Annotated in this window: 12 protein-coding genes; 7 read left to right on the forward strand and 5 right to left on the reverse strand. The window is 61.7% G+C overall.

Going from position 1 to position 16940, the window contains the following annotated elements; genetic code table 11:
- Positions 1-57: 57 nt before the first annotated feature.
- Positions 58-240: a hypothetical protein gene (locus tag ACWGKN_RS02775; protein ID WP_452094652.1), complete on the reverse strand. Its 183-nt coding sequence runs from the start codon at positions 238-240 to the stop codon at positions 58-60.
- Between the two features lie 498 nt (positions 241-738).
- Between ACWGKN_RS02775 and ACWGKN_RS02780 the strand changes: the two genes are divergently transcribed.
- Positions 739-2427, forward strand: a complete 1689-nt coding sequence (locus ACWGKN_RS02780) for a hypothetical protein (RefSeq protein WP_452094653.1) — start codon at positions 739-741, stop codon at positions 2425-2427.
- Positions 2428-2514: 87 nt separating this feature from the next.
- On the opposite strand, the gene ACWGKN_RS02785 is transcribed toward ACWGKN_RS02780, so the two are convergent.
- Positions 2515-3867 carry a PhoH family protein gene (locus ACWGKN_RS02785; RefSeq protein WP_035229904.1) on the reverse strand — a complete coding sequence of 451 codons (1353 nt, stop codon included), beginning with the start codon at positions 3865-3867 and terminating at the stop codon, positions 2515-2517.
- Between the two features lie 360 nt (positions 3868-4227).
- Here ACWGKN_RS02785 and ACWGKN_RS02790 point away from each other — a divergent pair, with 360 nt between their 5' ends.
- From ACWGKN_RS02790 to ACWGKN_RS02815, 6 genes are all read left to right on the forward strand, one after another.
- On the forward strand, positions 4228-5850 hold the full coding sequence (locus tag ACWGKN_RS02790; protein ID WP_035229906.1) for a bifunctional metallophosphatase/5'-nucleotidase: 1623 nt from the start codon (positions 4228-4230) through the stop codon (positions 5848-5850).
- A gap of 219 nt (positions 5851-6069) precedes the next feature.
- Entirely contained in the window at positions 6070-7869 is a 1800-nt protein-coding gene (locus ACWGKN_RS02795) for a methyl-accepting chemotaxis protein (protein ID WP_452094654.1), read from the forward strand.
- A gap of 53 nt (positions 7870-7922) precedes the next feature.
- Entirely contained in the window at positions 7923-9497 is a 1575-nt protein-coding gene (locus ACWGKN_RS02800) for a glucan biosynthesis protein G (RefSeq protein ID WP_452094655.1), read from the forward strand.
- A 1-nt stretch (position 9498) separates the two neighbouring features.
- Positions 9499-9744: a hypothetical protein gene (locus ACWGKN_RS02805; protein ID WP_035229912.1), complete on the forward strand. Its 246-nt coding sequence runs from the start codon at positions 9499-9501 to the stop codon at positions 9742-9744.
- A gap of 5 nt (positions 9745-9749) precedes the next feature.
- Positions 9750-11864, forward strand: coding sequence for a glucans biosynthesis glucosyltransferase MdoH (mdoH, locus tag ACWGKN_RS02810; RefSeq protein WP_424255963.1), 2115 nt, complete (start codon positions 9750-9752; stop codon positions 11862-11864).
- Positions 11861-12439: an acyloxyacyl hydrolase gene (locus ACWGKN_RS02815; protein WP_424255961.1), complete on the forward strand. Its 579-nt coding sequence runs from the start codon at positions 11861-11863 to the stop codon at positions 12437-12439. Before mdoH ends, ACWGKN_RS02815 begins: the two co-directional genes overlap by 4 nt.
- A gap of 54 nt (positions 12440-12493) precedes the next feature.
- On the opposite strand, the gene ACWGKN_RS02820 is transcribed toward ACWGKN_RS02815, so the two are convergent.
- From ACWGKN_RS02820 to ACWGKN_RS02830, 3 genes are read right to left on the reverse strand one after another with little or no spacing between them, the layout of a single operon-like run.
- Complete coding sequence (locus tag ACWGKN_RS02820; protein WP_035229920.1) at positions 12494-13546, reverse strand: prolipoprotein diacylglyceryl transferase family protein; 1053 nt, start codon at positions 13544-13546, stop codon at positions 12494-12496.
- Positions 13543-14577 (reverse strand): phosphatidylserine decarboxylase, encoded by a 1035-nt coding sequence (locus ACWGKN_RS02825; RefSeq protein WP_452094656.1) that lies wholly within the window; start codon positions 14575-14577, stop codon positions 13543-13545. Before ACWGKN_RS02825 ends, ACWGKN_RS02820 begins: the two co-directional genes overlap by 4 nt.
- Before the next feature lie 5 nt (positions 14578-14582).
- Positions 14583-16937 carry a hypothetical protein gene (locus ACWGKN_RS02830; protein ID WP_452094657.1) on the reverse strand — a complete coding sequence of 785 codons (2355 nt, stop codon included), beginning with the start codon at positions 16935-16937 and terminating at the stop codon, positions 14583-14585.
- Positions 16938-16940 lie beyond the last annotated feature (3 nt).

Below are 16940 nucleotides of genomic sequence, written 5' to 3' on the forward strand. Positions count from 1 at the left end.
TGCCGGTTGAAGTTTGTGTGATGTATCCGTTCGACAGGTGAAGACAATTTTTGCCGATCAGGGAGTGAGGCCATCATACACTGAAGGTGGCACCGGTAGAAATTTGTTCAACTCTTCCAGCGCGTCCTCGTCATTGGCGGCCATGAACTCGATACTGAAACCATTGTGCTGCTTCAGCTCATATTCCGTCCCATCAAGGCAGATCAGTTTCCATTCCGACGATTGCCGTACAATTCGCATTATCCCTCCGAAGTCGGTGCGATCTCTCTCCGCTTGAAAGCCCGGCGCGTCCCGATCACAAATCCTTGGCCCATCCCGGGTCGTCTCCCCGGTATTACGGGCGAACAGTAGAAAGAACTGCTGCTGCGCCAAGCGGAACCACAATCGGATAATTTTAAGAAGAGAATGTGAGAAACGGGTCAGGATTTGATGAGCTTTATATGAAGAATCGATCAGGACCGGTCGGAATCCTCCCGCAATCCCCACGGTTGCGCCGGGCCCCGCAGCTCGTTGACAACCCTCATTGAAAATTTGACCATAGTCTATCGAGAGAATAACCCGATCCTCACATCTACCTCCCTACAATAGCAATGTCGGGGCGAGGTTCAGCCGCCGGCAACTACGGATGCGAACAGGATCGACCGGGTCGCGGGACACCGCAATCTTCATCATGCGCAACTCCGCCGAGCGGTCGATACTGTTCGTCACAACGAAAAGAACGACTATCTGGAGGGGAAAATGAAAGGATCAACGAAGAAATTGTGCGCCATCGCCGCCTTGGGCACCCTGGTTACATCGTCGCTGTGCCTGGCGACGGCCGGCGCCGCCACGAATGGCCAACAGGATGGCAAATGGCTGTCGGGCGATTTTCACCAGCACACCCTGTACACCGACGGCAGCACCACCTTCGACTTCGTCATGGAGAAGAGCAACGAGTATGGCCTGAACTGGTGGGCCAACTCCGAGCATGGCGGCGGTCGCAACCGGGATGGGAACGGAGTCTTTTGGGATGAAAGAAATGATGTCACTATCCTGGGGGATATAGCTTACAGCGGTGATCCGAAGCACCGGATCATGTGGCGGTGGCAGAGCCTGCGCGATTTCGTGTTCCCGCAGATTCTCGACACCCGCGAATCCTATCAGGAGAAAAAGGTGTTTTCAGGTTTCGAGTGGAATGTCCCGGGCCATGAGCACTGCAGCACCGCCATCGTGGCCAAGGACATGGCCGAGGACGCGAGCGCCATCAGCGCCTTCGAATACCAGTTCGACAAATCGGACAAAGATACAAGTGGCGATATTATTGATGACAGTATGGATCCGTACCTCCCACTGACCAAGACCAACGTCACCCACGCCGATGCCGTCGCCGCCTGTCAATGGATGCAGGGTCAGTACGAGAAGGGAGGCATCGACAACGCCTGGATCATCTTCGCCCATATCGAGCGCAATGGCATAGCGGCGACCGGCGGCTACGATGTCAACGATTTCCGTGACTTCAATACCGCCGGGCCGGACGTAGCCTTCGGTTTCGAAGGCGCCCCCGGTCACCAGGTCAACTCTGACCGCGGCTTCGGCAACGCCGTCACCTGCAATGGAGGTGGCGTGTGCGAATCGGAAGAAGGAGATTTCGGCGGAACCTACGGCGGGGTCGGCTACTACACCGCCCGGGTGGGCGGACTGTGGGACGCGATGCTGGGCGAAGGGCGACGCTGGTTCAACTTCGCCAACTCCGATTACCACAAACACTATACCGCCGGCGGCGATGACTTCTATCCCGGCGAATACCAGAAGACCTGGGTCTATGCCGTGGATCAGGACGGTGACGGCGCCTACTCCTACAACGAGATCGCGAACGGCATGCGGTCCGGTAACAGCTATTTCGCCCATGGCGACCTGATCACCCAGCTTGAGTTCGAGGCCCGGGACAACAGCCGCAAGGTCAGCATGGGCGGCGAGCTGGAGGCGAAAGGCAAAATCGAGGACCTCGAGATCAAGATCACCTTCAAGAGCCCGGCAACCAACAATTGCGAGCGTAACAACTACATCACCGCTTGCGCTGATCCGATAGTCGACCACATCGACCTGATCGCCGGCGATATCAAGGGGATGATAGATCCGAGTTCCGGTCAGTATGACAAACCCACCAATCCGACCACCAGGGTTATCGCCACCTTCGCTGCCAACGACTGGACAACGGACGGGGATGGCAATAACGTCATCGTCTATCACCTCAAAAATGTAAATAAGAGCGTGTACTTCCGTCTGCGCGGCACGAACCTGGCGCCGGACACCCAGTACGAGACCGATAACGCCGGCAATCCGCTGCCGGACGCTCTGGTAACGCAGAACCTGGGCATCGACGGCGCCCAGGAGGCCTGGAACGATCTGTGGTTCTACAGCAACCCGATCTTCGTCTCCATCAAATAAGCCCTCCCCGACCGCCGTCCCCGGCGCGTCGGATCTCCCGACCGGAGGGGGCCTCGGCCCCCTTCCCCCGCCCGGTGGAGCCCCTCGTTACAGGATGTTGCTCGCCAGTTCCGCCAGTTCCGACCGTTCGCCCTTGCGCAGATCGATGTGGGCATAGAGCCGTTGTCCGGCCATCTTGTCGATCAGCGTGGAAAGGCCGTTGGAGTGGATGCCGAGGTAGGGGTGGTCGATCTGGTTGATATCCCCGGTGAAGACGATCTTGGTCCCTTCTCCCGCCCGGGTGATGATGGTCTTGACCTCGTGCGGGGTGAGATTCTGGGCCTCGTCGACGATCATGAACATCTTCACCAGGCTGCGGCCGCGGATGTAGGCGAGGGGCTCGATGGCCAGTTTGTTCTCTTCGAGCATGTCCTGGAGGCGCCGGAACATCTCGTGTTTTTCCGAGAACTGGCCGCGGATCACGCCCAGATTGTCATACAGGGGCTGCATGAACGGTTTGATCTTGCTGGCGATGTCGCCGGGCAGAAAGCCGATATCCCGGTTCGACAGGGGAATGAGCGGCCGGGTCAGCAGGATCTGATGGTATGCCGATCGGCTCTCCAGGGCAGCGGCGAGCGCCAGCAGCGTCTTGCCGGTGCCGGCCTTGCCGGAAATCGTCACCAGCTTCACCTCCGGGTTCAGCAGGGCGTGGATGGCAAAGGTCTGTTCGACATTGCGCGGGGTGATGCCATAGACGCTTTCCTTGGTCACCCGCCTGATGACATAGCCGTTCGTTCCGTCGGGGCCCGGTCCATAGGTGGCGAGGGCCGATTTTTTGCCGTTGCGCAGGACCAGATACTGGTTGGGCAGAAGGGCGGGTGTCGGGCTATACTCCTGCTCGGTCAGTTGCCCCTCGTGTCCATAGAGTTTGGCGATGATTTCAGAGGGCAGGTTTTCCTCGTAATGGCATCCGGAATAAGGATGAGCTGGATCGCGGACATAGTCGGTGGTGTAATCCTCTGCCATCAGCCGGATCGAGCGTGCCTTCATCCGCAGGTTGACATCCTTGCTGACGATGACCACCGGATGACTCCTGCTTTTCTGCATGATGTGGTAGGCGATGTTGATGATCCGATGGTCTTTCTTTTCCGGATTCGAAAAGATGAACTTCAGGTCGGGATGCATCTCCTTGTCGAGACGGATGGCGAGCACCCCCTTGCCTTCGCCGAGGGCCATACTGCCGTTGAACAATCTGCTGCCGCCACCGCTCAGTCTGTCCAGTTCGCGGACGAATTCGCGGGCATGATAATTGATGATCTGGGTGCCTTTCTTGAACTGATCCAGCTCTTCCAGCACAGGAATCGGAATGATGATGTCGTGTTCCTCAAAATTATAGATGCAGGTGCTGTCGTGGAGGATGACGTTGGTATCGAGGATGAAAATCTTTTTCTTTTTCGGCATGGCATTCCTCATGAGGGAGAGAGGTGGTTGTTCTTCGGTTTTCAGGCTGTGGCAAGAAGTCGGCGAAGGTGGGTTGAAGTCGAAGGCATGCGGCAATCACCCTACACAAGGAGTTTGCCCTATAGAGGTTAGAAAATGGATAAGATCAGGTAACGGCACGGTTAGGCCCGGCGGCGACTGCACCGTACCCTGTCCAGTCCTGACATTTCCCTGGCAGAATTTTGAACAGAATCTGATCGTAAACAAACATTGAGTCTCCATGATGTAGCTTATCGATGTGTCCGGAGAACGGACGGGTCAAGCCGAAACCAGGGCGTTCGCAGGTTTTCCTCTCGAATCGCTACGACAATGGAGATCAATATGGGCAATTACGATTCCCGCAAGGTTTTGATCGAACCTCCCTCCGCCTGTTGGTTGCTGCCCTTGGTCCTGACTCTTGCCATGGCAACACTTGCGGTCGGCCAGGTCCGGGCGGAACCACAGGCCCCCGGCAACCGCTGGCCGACCTGCAGCGCAAACGCGGCGATGCAGCGGCTGTCCTTTGTCCATGTCTCCGACATCCATGCCAGGTACAACCCGGAGCCCAACAGTGAAACCCCTGTCGGGCGGATCCGCGGCTACTATGAAGCGGTGAAAAGGGAAAATACCTACACCGTGTTCACCAACGGCGGCGACGATTACGAGAAAGGTTCGGTGGCCGAGGAGCTCAGCGGCGGCCAGTCGACCCGGGAGATCGTCAAGGCCCTCGGTTTCGACGTCCGGACCCTCGGCAATCACGATTTTGCCTGGGGCCTGGAGGAGGTGCTGCAGTACGGCGATGACCCCCGGGCGGTGGTGCTGTCGGCCAACTCCCGACTGGCCGACCGCAGCGGCGACAAAGCGAAAAGCGATCAGCAGCCCTGGACCGATTACGCCGAGCTGCAGGTGGGCTGTGTGAAAATAGGATTCTTCGGCCTGACCGCCCGCCCCTACGATGGTACCGGTCGCCAGCACGACGGCCCCATCTATTCCGAAGTTCCGGCCCTTGTCTCGGATTACGATCACATCGGCATCGCCAGGCGGATCATCGCCGAGCACCGCGCCGCGGTCGACCTGCTCGTCCTGGTGAGTCACCTGGGCATCACCGACGACATTTTGATGGCGATGGCCACGGACGGCATCGACTTGATTCTCGGCGGCCACAGCCACACCGTCCTCGACAAGGCCATCCGGGTCAAGGGGACCCGGATTGTCCATGCAGGTGCCAACGCCGACCACATCGGCAGGATCGATCTGGATTACGACCTCGGCACCAGGCGCATCGCCGCAAGCGACTATCGCCTCGTCCGCAACCGAACCGGCCTCATCCCTGCCGACGCCGGGGTTGATCGGGCGGTGGCCGGTTTCCTGCACCGCTACGGGGCTGAGATGGACGAGATCGTCGCGACCGTGACGAAGGACCGGAGCCGGCTGGAGATTGCCGGTCTCGCCGCCCTCGCCGCCGCCAGCCTTCCGGGCGTCGATGCGGCGTTCGTCAATCCTGCCAGTGTCTGGCGGGACCAGTGGCGGGGGCCCCTCACCCGGCAAAACCTGTTCGACACCTTCAAGGTCGAACGTGAACCGGCAGGAACCAACGGCACCAGCAGTCTCTACCTGATGCGGGTAAAAGGCGGGGATCTGATCCGGGCAAGACGGGCACTGCGGGACTTCTTATATTATGGTCCGCAGGAGTCGATTGCGGCCGATGCCTCCTACACCATCGCCGTGCACAAGGCGCAGGCGACCAGGCAGGATTATTTCTTCGGCCGAACGATCTCCCTTGTGCCGCCTCAGCCGGCCGCCGAGCTCTGGCAAACGGTGGCCGCCTTCGCCCGTGAGCGTGGCCGACTGGGGCTGACGCTTGACGGTGAAGTCAAGCCCCGGTTGATCGGCGACACTCAACGCCTCTTTGCCGGTGCGGGGCTGCAGCGGGTGCCGGTCGAGGCGCTGCAACCGCCACTGTAAGACCGGCAACCCGACGGGCGTTGCCCGATACCGGCGGTCAGGCCCGGTCCCGATGGCCTTGTTCTCGGCCTGGCCGTCCATCTTTTTCATAACCGGATTTTAACACGGTCCCAATATTTTCCAGGTAGTGTCTTCAGACAAAGAGATGCATTGCGGCGGCGGTGACGGGAATCGACTCCGCCCCGCCATACTTCGAGGAAATACATGGACACTGCAAATATGGATAACGCAAAGAAGCTCGGCAATAGGCAGCAAACCTCGGTGGGCGCCAGGATCCTGGTCGGGGTGGCCCTCGCCTCCAATATCGTCATCGGCTCGCTGCTCTACATCAACCTGCAGGCCAATGCCACGGTGGAACGGACGGTCAACGAGGTCCTGGTGATCCGGGAGGAACTGAGCGATCATCTCCGCCGGACCATCGTCGACCTGCAGAACGAATTCCTGTCCCTGCCGGCACTGTTCAGAAGCAATGATCGCCAAGCCGTCCTCGAGTCGATCGAGCGCGATTTCCGGGTCGTCGACAACGAGGTCTTGACCGGGAGAGACAACTATCAGCGCCACTATTCGCGGCAGGAGCGACGCGATCTCGCCAACGGGGAATTTGTCATCCAGCCGACCGCGGACGGGGTGTTGCTGTCCTACGGCGTCATCGATGCCGCCGGGGCATTTACCGAGTCCGTCGAGCGAAAACACCTGGCTGCCGCCGACCCGACCGGGGATGCCACCCGGGTTGCGGCGACGATCGCCGCATTGTCGGAGCAGGCCCTGTCTCCCGAACAACTCCGGACCCGGATCCGGGAACTGTCCCGCAGATCCGCCGACATCGGCCTGAAGGCCGAACTGTCGAGGAACGAGATTCTCTATACCGTCGATGAAATCAGGGCCAAGGAGCGGCAACTGGCCGAAACCCGGACGAAGGTGCGTCAGTTCACCCTCGGCATGGGAGTGGTGGCGATCATCGCCAATATGGCGATCATCTTTTTCCTCGTCCGGCTCATCGTCGACCGTCCTCTGCATCGACTGGCCCAATCGCTCGAGGAACTCAACCCCGGCAGTTTCGCAGCGGTTCCCGGCCGCAACCACCGCGACCAGATCGGCGTGCTCTCCGAGGCCATCGGTCATTTCCGCGAGGTGCTGATCAAACTGCAGAACGAAAACCTTCGCCGGACCAGGGACAAGTCGATTGTCGATGAATCGATCGACATGGTCGCCGGCGTGATCCACACCCTCGAAGGCCGGGCCCGGGAACTGGTGGAGATGTCGGCGCGGCTGTCGGAACAGGCCGCCGCGGTCGAAATCCAGTCCGGCGCCATCCCCGTGCATGCCGGTCAGCCGGCCGATCAGTCGCAACCACCTCACCGTCAGGCGATGGCGGGGGACGATGGCGGACAGATCGAGACCCGGGAAACGGCGGTTCAGGACATTCTTGACCGCAGCAGGGATTCCCGCATCATCCTGGAGCGAATGACCGCCCCGATCGGGGAGATCGGCGATACCATCACCGCGGTGCGGGAAATCGCCGGGCAGACCAAATTCCTGGCCATGAACGCGACGATCCAGGCGGAGCGGGGTGGGGATGCAACGCAGAAATTGGGGATATTCGCCAATGACATCTGGGAGCTGTCGTTCAATACCGGTAACGCCGCCAAGGTGGCGATGGCCCGGGTGGAACAGATCGAAAGGGAGAATTCGACCCTCACCAGTACCCTGCAGGAAATCGACAGCCGGATTGTCGCCATCGGAAACATCATCATCGACAGCCCTCCTGTCGTTGCCGGCCGGCAGGCGGAGACCGCCGGCAGCGCCGTCCCGGCCAATATCGATGCTGTCCATAGCGCCGCGGCCAGGTCCCGGGAGCTCTCCCGTCAGGTCTGCCGCCATGCCAACGAGATCGCCACCCAGCTCGCCACCCTGCTGCACGAGACAACGACCAGGCTGCACCAGCTGGGAAGGAAGGAGGACATGCCGCAACTCTCGACCTTCACCCTCGCCCTCGACCGGGCCGGCGGCAAGGCCTGAAGGCCCCAACCCGAGCGATACCGCAACCGTACCAGGCAATCGTACCTCATACTATGAACAATCCGTCTTTCAAGCCGCGCCGGCAAGGGGCTGTGGTCATCCCGGGCCTCCTGCTGTGGCTGGTGGTCCTGGCGACGCCCGTACCGGTGTCGGCCTTCGACCTGCAAACCGTGGTCGACAAGGCCAGGGCCCTGGCCGCCGAGTCCTACGAGGCGCCCGAGGTCATCCCCAAATTCATGCGGGAGTTGAGTTACGACCAGTACCAGGATATCCGCTTCGATCCCGAACGGAGCCTGTGGCGGGAATCCACCTCCAGATTCGAAGTCATGCCGATACCGGCCGGCCTCTTTTACACCCACCCCGTGACGATCAACATCGTCGACGCCCAGGGAATCCATGCCCTGCCCTTCCGGCGTGAGCTGTTCACCTGCGACGACCCCGATCTCGCGAAACGGATCCCGCCGGACCTCGGCTATGCCGGGTTCAAACTCACCTATCCGCTGCAGACCGCCGAGGAGCACAACCAGTTCCTGGTATTCGCCGGGGCCAGTTATTTCCGTGCCGTCGGCAGGGACAACGCCTTCGGCCTCTCGGCCCGCGGCCTCGCCCTCGATACCGGCCTGCCATCCGGGGAGGACTTTCCCGCGTTCGTTGAATACTGGCTGGTACGGCCTTCCCCGGCGGCGAAGGAGATCATGGTCTACGCCCTCCTCGACGGCCGGAGCGTGACCGGGGCCTATGCCTTCACGATCACTCCCGGGCCGGCCACGAGTGTGGCGATCAAGGCGACGATCTTTCCCCGCACCGCTTTGAACCTGCCCGGTATCGCCCCGCTGACCAGCATGTTCTACTATGGCGACAATACCGCCCGACCGCCCGGGGAATGGCGACGCCAGGTCCACGATTCCGACGGACTGCTGATCCACGACGGGATGAGCGGAGAATGGCTGTGGCGGCCGCTGCTCAACCCCAGGACCTTGCAGATGGACGCCTTTGCCGTCACCAACATGCGCGGATTCGGTCTCCTCCAGCGGGACCTTGATTTCCGCGACTATCTAGACACGGAAGCCCAGTACCATCTTCGCCCCAGCGCCTGGGTCAAGCCGCAGGGCGACTGGGGCAAGGGGCAGGTGGTGCTGGTCCAGCTGCCTTCACCGAACGAGACCAATGACAACATCGTCGCCTTCTGGACCCCGGCGGAACAGGTAGCCGCCGGGGAACCGTTCACGCTCGAATACACGCTGCAGTTCGGCAATTCCGCGATTGTCGGGGAACCGATGGGGCAGGCGATCAAGACCCTGGTCGGCGATGGCAACCGCACCGGCGGGGGCGCAAGCGCCGGCGCCTACCGCTTTATCGTCGATTTTGCCGGCGGCCCCCTCGACAAGCTTTCTCCCCGGGCAAAAATAGTCGGCGCGGTGACCGCCCTGGAGAACGGCGAGGTGCTCGATCACTACGTTGAATATGTCCCGACGCAACGCTGCTGGCGGCTGTCGATGCTGGCAAAACCGGCCGCTGACGGTCCATTGGACCTTCGCGCCTATTTGAAGCAGGATCAGGAAACGCTGACCGAAACCTGGACCTACAGGCTGGCGGCGGACAACGATATGCGCAGGCAAGGAGATTGACATGCAGGAATGCGTCTATGAAGACCTTTTTACCAGAACGTTCGGCTACCTCAGACAGAGCGGCATCGTGCTGACCCGCGATACGGCGCTCACCACCTTGAAGATGATCGAGGAAATACTCGTCAGCGATTCCCGTGATGCCCTCGACCGGGTGGTCGTCGAACTGCCGCAACGCCTCGAGGCGCCCGACAGCCCGTTGCCCGTCCCCTGTCCTCCCGTCAATCGGGGGAGCATTGGCTATTGGTAGGAAGAATGCGTAAAGAAAGTGCCGGCATCCTCACCGCAGATCCACCCATGCACGCCGCTCACCCCACGCCCTGGCGCAAACGCGCGCGACTGCGCCGGACTATTCTGACGCTGGTGGTAACAAGCCAGTGCGGCATCGCCACCTATGCGATGATCAGGGTTCTCCCCTACCACGGCGGAGATCTCCTGGAAATCTGTCTGGCCCTCGTCTTCTCCCTGCTTTTTTTCGGGATTTCGGTCGGTTCCTGGTTCGGCATCTACGGTTTTTTCGTCCGTCTGGGCGGCGGCGACCGGATGTCGCTGCTGCAGCGACACCCGCCCCACAGCCTCGGCGATATCCCCCTTGCCCGCACCGCCGTCATCATGCCGATATACCACGAACCGATCGAGCGGACCTTCGGCGGTCTGCGGGCCGTCTATCGTTCCCTGGAGGCCACCGGACACCTGGAATATTTTGATTTTTTCATCCTGTCGGACAGTCGCGATCCCGAGGTCTGGCTGGCCGAACAACGCGCCTGGTATCGCCTGTGCCGGGAATTGGGCGCGGATGGGCGCCTGTTCTACCGCCGGCGCCAGCTCAACCTGAAGTACAAGAGCGGCAATATCGCCGATTTTTTTCGCCGTTGGGGGCGTAATTACCGCTACACCCTGGTGCTGGATGCCGACAGCCTGATGGGCGGAGAGACCATCGTCCGGATGGTGCGCCTGATGGAGGTCGAACCGGCGGTCGGCATCCTCCAGAGCGGCCCGACCCTGATCAACGCCAGGTCGCTGTTCGCCAGGGCCCACCAGTTTGCCAGTCATCTCTACGGCCCTGTGTTCACCGCCGGCCTTGCCGCCCTCCAGCTCGGTGAGGCCGCCTACTGGGGACACAACGCCATCCTGCGCAACGAACCCTTCATGCGCCATTGCGGCCTGGAACGGCTGTCCGGCAAGGGGCTGTTCGGCGGGGCGATCATGAGCCACGACTTTGTCGAGGCGGCCTACATGGTCCGCGGCGGCTACGAGGTCTGGCTCGAGCCGGAACTGGGCCAGTCCCATGAGGAGTCCCCGCCCACCCTGGTGGAGGATCTCACCCGCGACAAACGCTGGGCCAAGGGCAATCTCCAGCATCTCTGGCTGATCTTCTTCGCCAGCCGGATCAGGATGGCCCACCGCATGGCCTTCCTCAACGGCATCATGTCCTATCTGGCCTCTCCCCTGTGGCTGGCCTTTCTCCTCCTCTCCACCCTGGAGGCCAGCCGCCTCGCCCTCAGCCCGATCAACTACTTTCCCGCCCGCCACAGTCCCTTCCCGGCCTGGCCGGAATGGCATCCCGAACTCGCCCTCACCCTCGCCTCCAACACCTTTGTCCTCCTCTTCCTGCCGAAACTGCTGGCCGTACTCGATGTGCTGCGCACCCGGCGGACCGCCGATTTCGGGGGGATCGTGCGGCTGCCCGTCAGCCTGGCACTGGAGACCTTGATTTCCGCCATCCTCGCCCCGATCCGCATGGTGGCCCATTGCCGCTTTGTGGTGGAGGCCCTTTGCAACCTGAATCTGTCCTGGGCCGGCCAGAACCGCACCGGTGAAACCGGCTGGCGCCCGACCCTGACGAGTCAGCTGCCGGGGTCGATCATCGCCTGCGCCTGGGCCGGCTTCGCCTATCGCCTGGATATGATGTTCTTTCTCTGGTCACTGCCGGTGGTCATCCCGCTGATCCTGGCGGTCCCTCTCTCCCTGCTGCTCGGCCGGGTATCGCTGGGCCAATCGCTGCGGAAACTTAAGCTGCTCAGCGTTCCAGCAGAAATGCAAGGGTGTGCCCTGCTCGCCGACCTGCATCCCCTTGCCGTGACCGGGGGCGGATGGCAGGGTTTGACGGCGTTTGAGGAGGCCGTCATCGACCCGGCGCTGAACAAGCTCCATCAATTTCTGGGACGGCGGCATCGAGGCGGGGCCGGATATGATTTTCTGCTGCAACTTCGGGATGTCTGCCTCAAGGAAGGACCCGCGGCCCTGTCCCCTCGGGAAATCGCCATGCTTGCCCGTGACCGGGAGTCTCTCGACTGGCTGCATCAGGCCGTATGGCAGGCGGATCAGGGCAGCTATTGGTCGGCATTTCATGAAAGGGGGAGGAAATGACGAGAGGCCCAGAGGCATTGTGCCTTCTTTTCTGCGTCGCTGCCTCTCTGATCTCATCCCGCCTCCCTTTCGGACCGCTGGTTGCCCACGCCGGAGACAACAGCGATGTACTGCATGAAATCCGTGTCGGTATCCTCGACCACGATACCGATAACCTGTGGAGCGGTTCGTCGTATGAAACCGGCACGGATGTGAACGCCGAGATCGTCCTGACCCCGGCCTACCCCCTGTGGGGCGGGCAGATTCGGCCGAATATCGGTGTTTCGATTAATGACACGGGGGCGACCAGCAAAATCTATACCGGCGGCGTCTGGCAGTTCCTCTGGCGAAATGGGTGCATGCTCGATCTCGGCGCCGGGATGGCCATCCATGACGGCGAAATCGACAATCCGCAGGCTGTGGACAGGAAGGAACTCGGCAGCAGGGTCCTGCTCCACTTCTCCCTCGAGTTCGGTTACGCACTGTCGGCGCACAACAGGATTTTCCTGATGTTCGACCACGTCTCCAACGGCTATACCGTCGACCCCAATGAAGGGCTGGATACACTCGGCATCCGTTACGGATACCTGTTCTGATACTTCCTTCCTAAACCAGACCAGGCAGGCATGGGCGCTTCCTGTTCGGACAGATTACAGGCGGTCCCTGACCAGGTCGAGGGACAATCTGGCGGTGGTGACGGTGCTGCGGCCGAAGACGACGAAGAAGATCAGCCACAGGGCCTGCAGGGAGATGATGATGCCGGGATGCCACAGTTGCCGGAGGCCGTGGCCGATATTCGGATCACCGAGTGGCGGCGCCCTGAACAGCAGCGTAATGACCAGCACGTAGGCGACGGCCAGCCCGCCCATTTTCTGGTAGGCCGATATCCTGGAAAAGCCCCGGAAATCGGCCCGCAAGGTCTCCGACAGGATCCGCCACAGCTGACTGACCCCGATGCTGACCACGAGGGCGGCAGTGAAGTGGCTGCGGAGGAAGAGCAGGCTGGCGACCATCGCCGTCAGGCAGGAGATGATGCTGGTCACGGCCTGGATCGGCACCAGCGGCTCGCCCGCGAGAGAGCTTTCATACACCGCCTTCTTGGTCTGGCCGCTGAACACGAGGGGATACCGGGAAAAGACCTTCCGAACCAGGGGGCTGCAGTCCTCGAGCCTTTTGCCGTAGCAGCAGCCGAAACTGATGCAGCCGAGACGGCCCAGCCCCTCTCCCAGGGTATAGGCAGTGGCCATGGCGGCCAGCACCGGCAGCACGGGAAGATTGCAGGGAAACTGGGTTTGCAGAATCCGCTCCACGGCGAGGATCAGCCAGGGGGCGAGCACGATGCCGACAAAGGCGGCGCCGCCGACCGTGAAGGTGTGCCGTTTTTTCTCGACGGCGATCGCCACGATCCGGGCGGCCGGGATGCAGACCAGCAGCAGCATGACCGTGGCCGTGACCGCGCCGGCCAGCGAGATGCGGGCGGAACCGAGCAACACCAGGAGCAGGCAGACCGCGAAGAGCTGGCCGGTGGCGATGAACAGGCCGTAATAGGTGAGGTTGATCCCCAGCCAGCGCCCCTCGTCGTCTTTGGCAACAGGGAGCACCGCCAGTATCTGCCAGCGCTCCCCCGGCAGATGGGCAAAGCCCCAGGCCAGCAGGAACGTGAGGAGGGAGCCGAGGGCGAGGAGAAAGATCAGATTGGTCATGGCAGTGCCGCCGTCAAGGGGGGCCTGCGTCGTCGGGCCAGCGGCGAGCGCACCCGGATGTCGGTTTCCACCAGCGGTCGGCCGGAGGCATCGGTGAAGCGGCTCTGCACCCCGGTGCGGCGCGAGTTTGCGACCAGATCGGGCAGGAAGTCGATCCTGCCCGGGGTGAACAGCAGGACGTCGGTCGAACTGCCGGGACGGTAGAGGCTTTTGGGGCAGCCCTTGTCCACGAAGAGGCTGGGATAGACCGCTATCGGGTCGTCGTATCGTCTTCGGCTGTAGGCCTGGACAATATCGCCGATCATCAGGGCGACGATCTCCACCATGACGACCAGGCCGACCTGTGAACCACCCCGGACATCGGTATCGATGACGGTGACCACCCGCCGGTTCTTGGAATAGATGGAGGCGACGGCCACCGAGGCCAGGGGATTGCAGGAATGATGACAGCCGTCGACCTCGTAGATATCGACGATCCGGCCCGACACCGGCAGGTGATTGTAGTGGTATTTGTCCGGGGTAAGACGGCAGACGGCGAAGTCGCCGCCGGCGAAAAAGCAAGGCCAGCGGCTGTCGCGACCGAGCAGCTCCTCGAGATCGAAAAACTTTTCCTTGATGAACAGTGACGATTTCCCGGCCAGCGAGCCGATCAGCAGCCGGGCGTCGGCCGGCGCGGCAACCACCGCCGGATCGTCGTCCATCGGCCGGCACTGCCAGTAGCGGATCTGCCGTTCGAAGATCCGGCGCATGCTGCGATAGAAGGACAGCGGCTCGAGGCACTCCTGCGGATCAATGTTGAGGCGCTGGAAGGCCAGGGCCCCCTGATGACGGCTCGGGCCGGGAAGATCGTAGCGGCAGAAAGCGAGCAGGTTCGACAACCAGGCCGAGGTCAGGGCCCGGAACATGACCGGGGCGCTTTCCCGCAGGGTGGTGTAGAGAAAGGACACTGTCCGGTCGGCGATCAGCTGTTCATCGACAATCCGGCCGCTGATGCGATCGATATACTGGTGCGGGAAGGCTGGGGAGGGCATGGCAATCATTTCGTGGCCTGCCGCTCGCAGTGGACGACGGCAAGCGTCATCTGCAGCAGCATCTGGAGGACGGCCGGCGAGGCGGTCTCATCGAGCAGCGCCGCCGTATTGTCCCCGATGAATGCGGCGCCGGAGCAGTCCTGGCCGCTGCCGGTCAGCACCTGGCGGAGATGCGGATCGCCGAGTTTTTCCAGGCGTTCGCAGTCTTCGGCCAGGACCGTCAGCCCCTCGGCGGTCTGCAGCTGCTTCAGGGTGGTGCGGTAGTAGAGCTCGCTGGCGCCGTTGAAGCTGTCGGCTGAGAGGCGCAGCGGTCTCCTGCTGCTGCCGCTGTCCTGCATGATGCCCTTGATCAGACCGGCCAGGGCCGTGCCTCCGGCATCGGTGAGTCGGCGGCTGAGATCGTCGATGGCCCCCGCCAGCCCCATCTCGGCGATCAGTTTTCCCCCATCCTGCCTGATCATCTCCAGCAGGGCCAGCCGGTATTCGTCGATCCTGATCCGGATATAGCCGTTGTAGCGCCGGCTGTTGCGCTGATTGCGGACGTGGCCGAGGATGCGGCGGAGAAAACGGTTCGGGGTGTCGGCCCGGACAAAACAGGTCGGGATGCCGATGGCCGCGGCAAAAAAAATCTGCCGGCGTTCACTCTCGATCGAAGGTTGATCGGGGATGTCCCGGTGCACCACCCGTTCTTCGATGACATACTGATAGGCGAGAGCGGTGACCAGGTTTTGCAGGTCGACCGCCCCGGCCATATCGTCCAGAAAACTGGGAAACAGTGAATAACTGCGGCCCTCGAATCCCGAATAGCCGATCGCGCTGAACTCGCGCTGCCGATACGGCAGATACATGGCCATGCGCTGATCGAAAATCCCCAGGTCGGCCAGTTCCTGTTTCAGGCGGGAGTGGTTGCCCGGCCGGCCGTCGAGTCCGGGGCAGGTCTCGGTGGACAGCAGGGTGACCAGATAGTCGATCAGGCGGAAATCGGGGACCAGATCGCCGTGCAGGCCAAGGACCGTGGCCAGCAGGTGGTCGATCGAGCGGGGGCCGAAGGGGGTGAGGGAGTGGCCGAGAAAACCGAGTTCGGCCTTTTTCCGCCACCGTCGCCAGAGCATGCGGAGATGGGTGTAATCGAGTTCATGGGGCAGGAATCCCAGGACCTTCTCCGGATGAAAATCGGCAAAATCGATGCGGTACGGGGCGGCGGTGTAGGTGGTGACGAACAGCGGCAGGAAGTGTTCGACAATCTTGACCACCAGATCGCCGAGGTATTTTTCCACCGCCGGGGTGAAGCCCGAACCGCCGTCGGCGGCCAGGGCCGACAGCATCCTGCTGCCCAGGGAGACGTGGGTGCCGTTGTTGGCCAGGCAGGTATTGGAGGTATTGGGCAGGATCACCAGGTTGCTGGTGATGATGCCCGCGTCCTTGAGCTTGCCGATGGTGTTGAGCTGGCTGCGCGACAGGGTCCGATGGCAGAGGGCCATGTACCGGTGCTTCTCTTCGCCGCGGTCCCAGCCGGCCAGGCAGGGACTCATGAAGAGATGGCGATAGTAGCCGTCGGGCACGATTTCGTTGAGTTTCTTCTGGCGGTGCGGGGCAAGGGGGGCATTGTAGAGCAGGCACTGCTGCCCGGATTCGCGCAATCCCAGGCTGGTATTGGCATACTGCACCAGGATCTGGGCGAGGAGAAAGCTCCTGGCCGTCTCCCGGGCCGCCATCCTGCCGACCTGGCCGTCTGCCGCCACCGGAATGGTGCAGGAGAGGATCTCCGGTGAGGTGTTGTCGCTCAAGAAATGGGCCAGGAGATCCCGGCCGGTCCTGAAAATAGCCGGGAAAGTCACCGCCGCGGAGCCGATGGCATCGGCCAGGGCCAGCTTGAGCAGGTAACTGACCGGCAGCCGCAGCCAGGTCTCGTCCCTGTATTCCACAAAGAAGCGATGGAGGTCGCTGCGCTTCGGACTCGCCGCATCACTTTTGTCGGCGAGGAGATCATGATCGAGCTGTCTCCTGGCATAGTCGCACAGGCGGTCCGGCCGCAGCCTGACCCAGCTGTTCTCCCAGACTTTGGTCTCGTTATGGTAGAGGAAGTCGCGGAGGGCATCGATACTCCGCTGACGGAGATCCCCCCGGGCCGCCCGTTTGACCGTGTTGCGGAAAAAGGTCGACTGCCGGATCGACAATGGCAGGTCGACGGTGTTGTGATCGCCGGCCACCGCCACCTGCAGTTCGTACTCCATGCCCGTGCTGGTATCGCCGATGGCGAAGGGGCGCGGGTGATGGTGGTGGATGTGACGGAGAAAGAGCGCCGCCTCGTCCTCGATGTCGTGATACCGATCGTTGCACTGCTGCTGGAGAAGTTTCATGAT

Source organism: Desulfoprunum sp. (assembly GCF_053613775.1).

Bases quoted from the DNA above. Each gene is read 5' to 3' on its own strand.
- ACWGKN_RS02775 (WP_452094652.1), bottom strand. From the start codon at position 240: ATGCGAATTGTACGGCAATCGTCGGAATGGAAACTGATCTGCCTTGAT.
- ACWGKN_RS02780 (WP_452094653.1), top strand. From the start codon at position 739: ATGAAAGGATCAACGAAGAAATTGTGCGCCATCGCCGCCTTGGGCACC.
- ACWGKN_RS02785 (WP_035229904.1), bottom strand. From the start codon at position 3,867: ATGCCGAAAAAGAAAAAGATTTTCATCCTCGATACCAACGTCATCCTC.
- ACWGKN_RS02790 (WP_035229906.1), top strand. From the start codon at position 4,228: ATGGGCAATTACGATTCCCGCAAGGTTTTGATCGAACCTCCCTCCGCC.
- ACWGKN_RS02795 (WP_452094654.1), top strand. From the start codon at position 6,070: ATGGATAACGCAAAGAAGCTCGGCAATAGGCAGCAAACCTCGGTGGGC.
- ACWGKN_RS02800 (WP_452094655.1), top strand. From the start codon at position 7,923: ATGAACAATCCGTCTTTCAAGCCGCGCCGGCAAGGGGCTGTGGTCATC.
- ACWGKN_RS02805 (WP_035229912.1), top strand. From the start codon at position 9,499: ATGCAGGAATGCGTCTATGAAGACCTTTTTACCAGAACGTTCGGCTAC.
- mdoH (WP_424255963.1), top strand. From the start codon at position 9,750: ATGCGTAAAGAAAGTGCCGGCATCCTCACCGCAGATCCACCCATGCAC.
- ACWGKN_RS02815 (WP_424255961.1), top strand. From the start codon at position 11,861: ATGACGAGAGGCCCAGAGGCATTGTGCCTTCTTTTCTGCGTCGCTGCC.
- ACWGKN_RS02820 (WP_035229920.1), bottom strand. From the start codon at position 13,546: ATGACCAATCTGATCTTTCTCCTCGCCCTCGGCTCCCTCCTCACGTTC.
- ACWGKN_RS02825 (WP_452094656.1), bottom strand. From the start codon at position 14,577: ATGCCCTCCCCAGCCTTCCCGCACCAGTATATCGATCGCATCAGCGGC.
- ACWGKN_RS02830 (WP_452094657.1), bottom strand. From the start codon at position 16,937: ATGAAACTTCTCCAGCAGCAGTGCAACGATCGGTATCACGACATCGAG.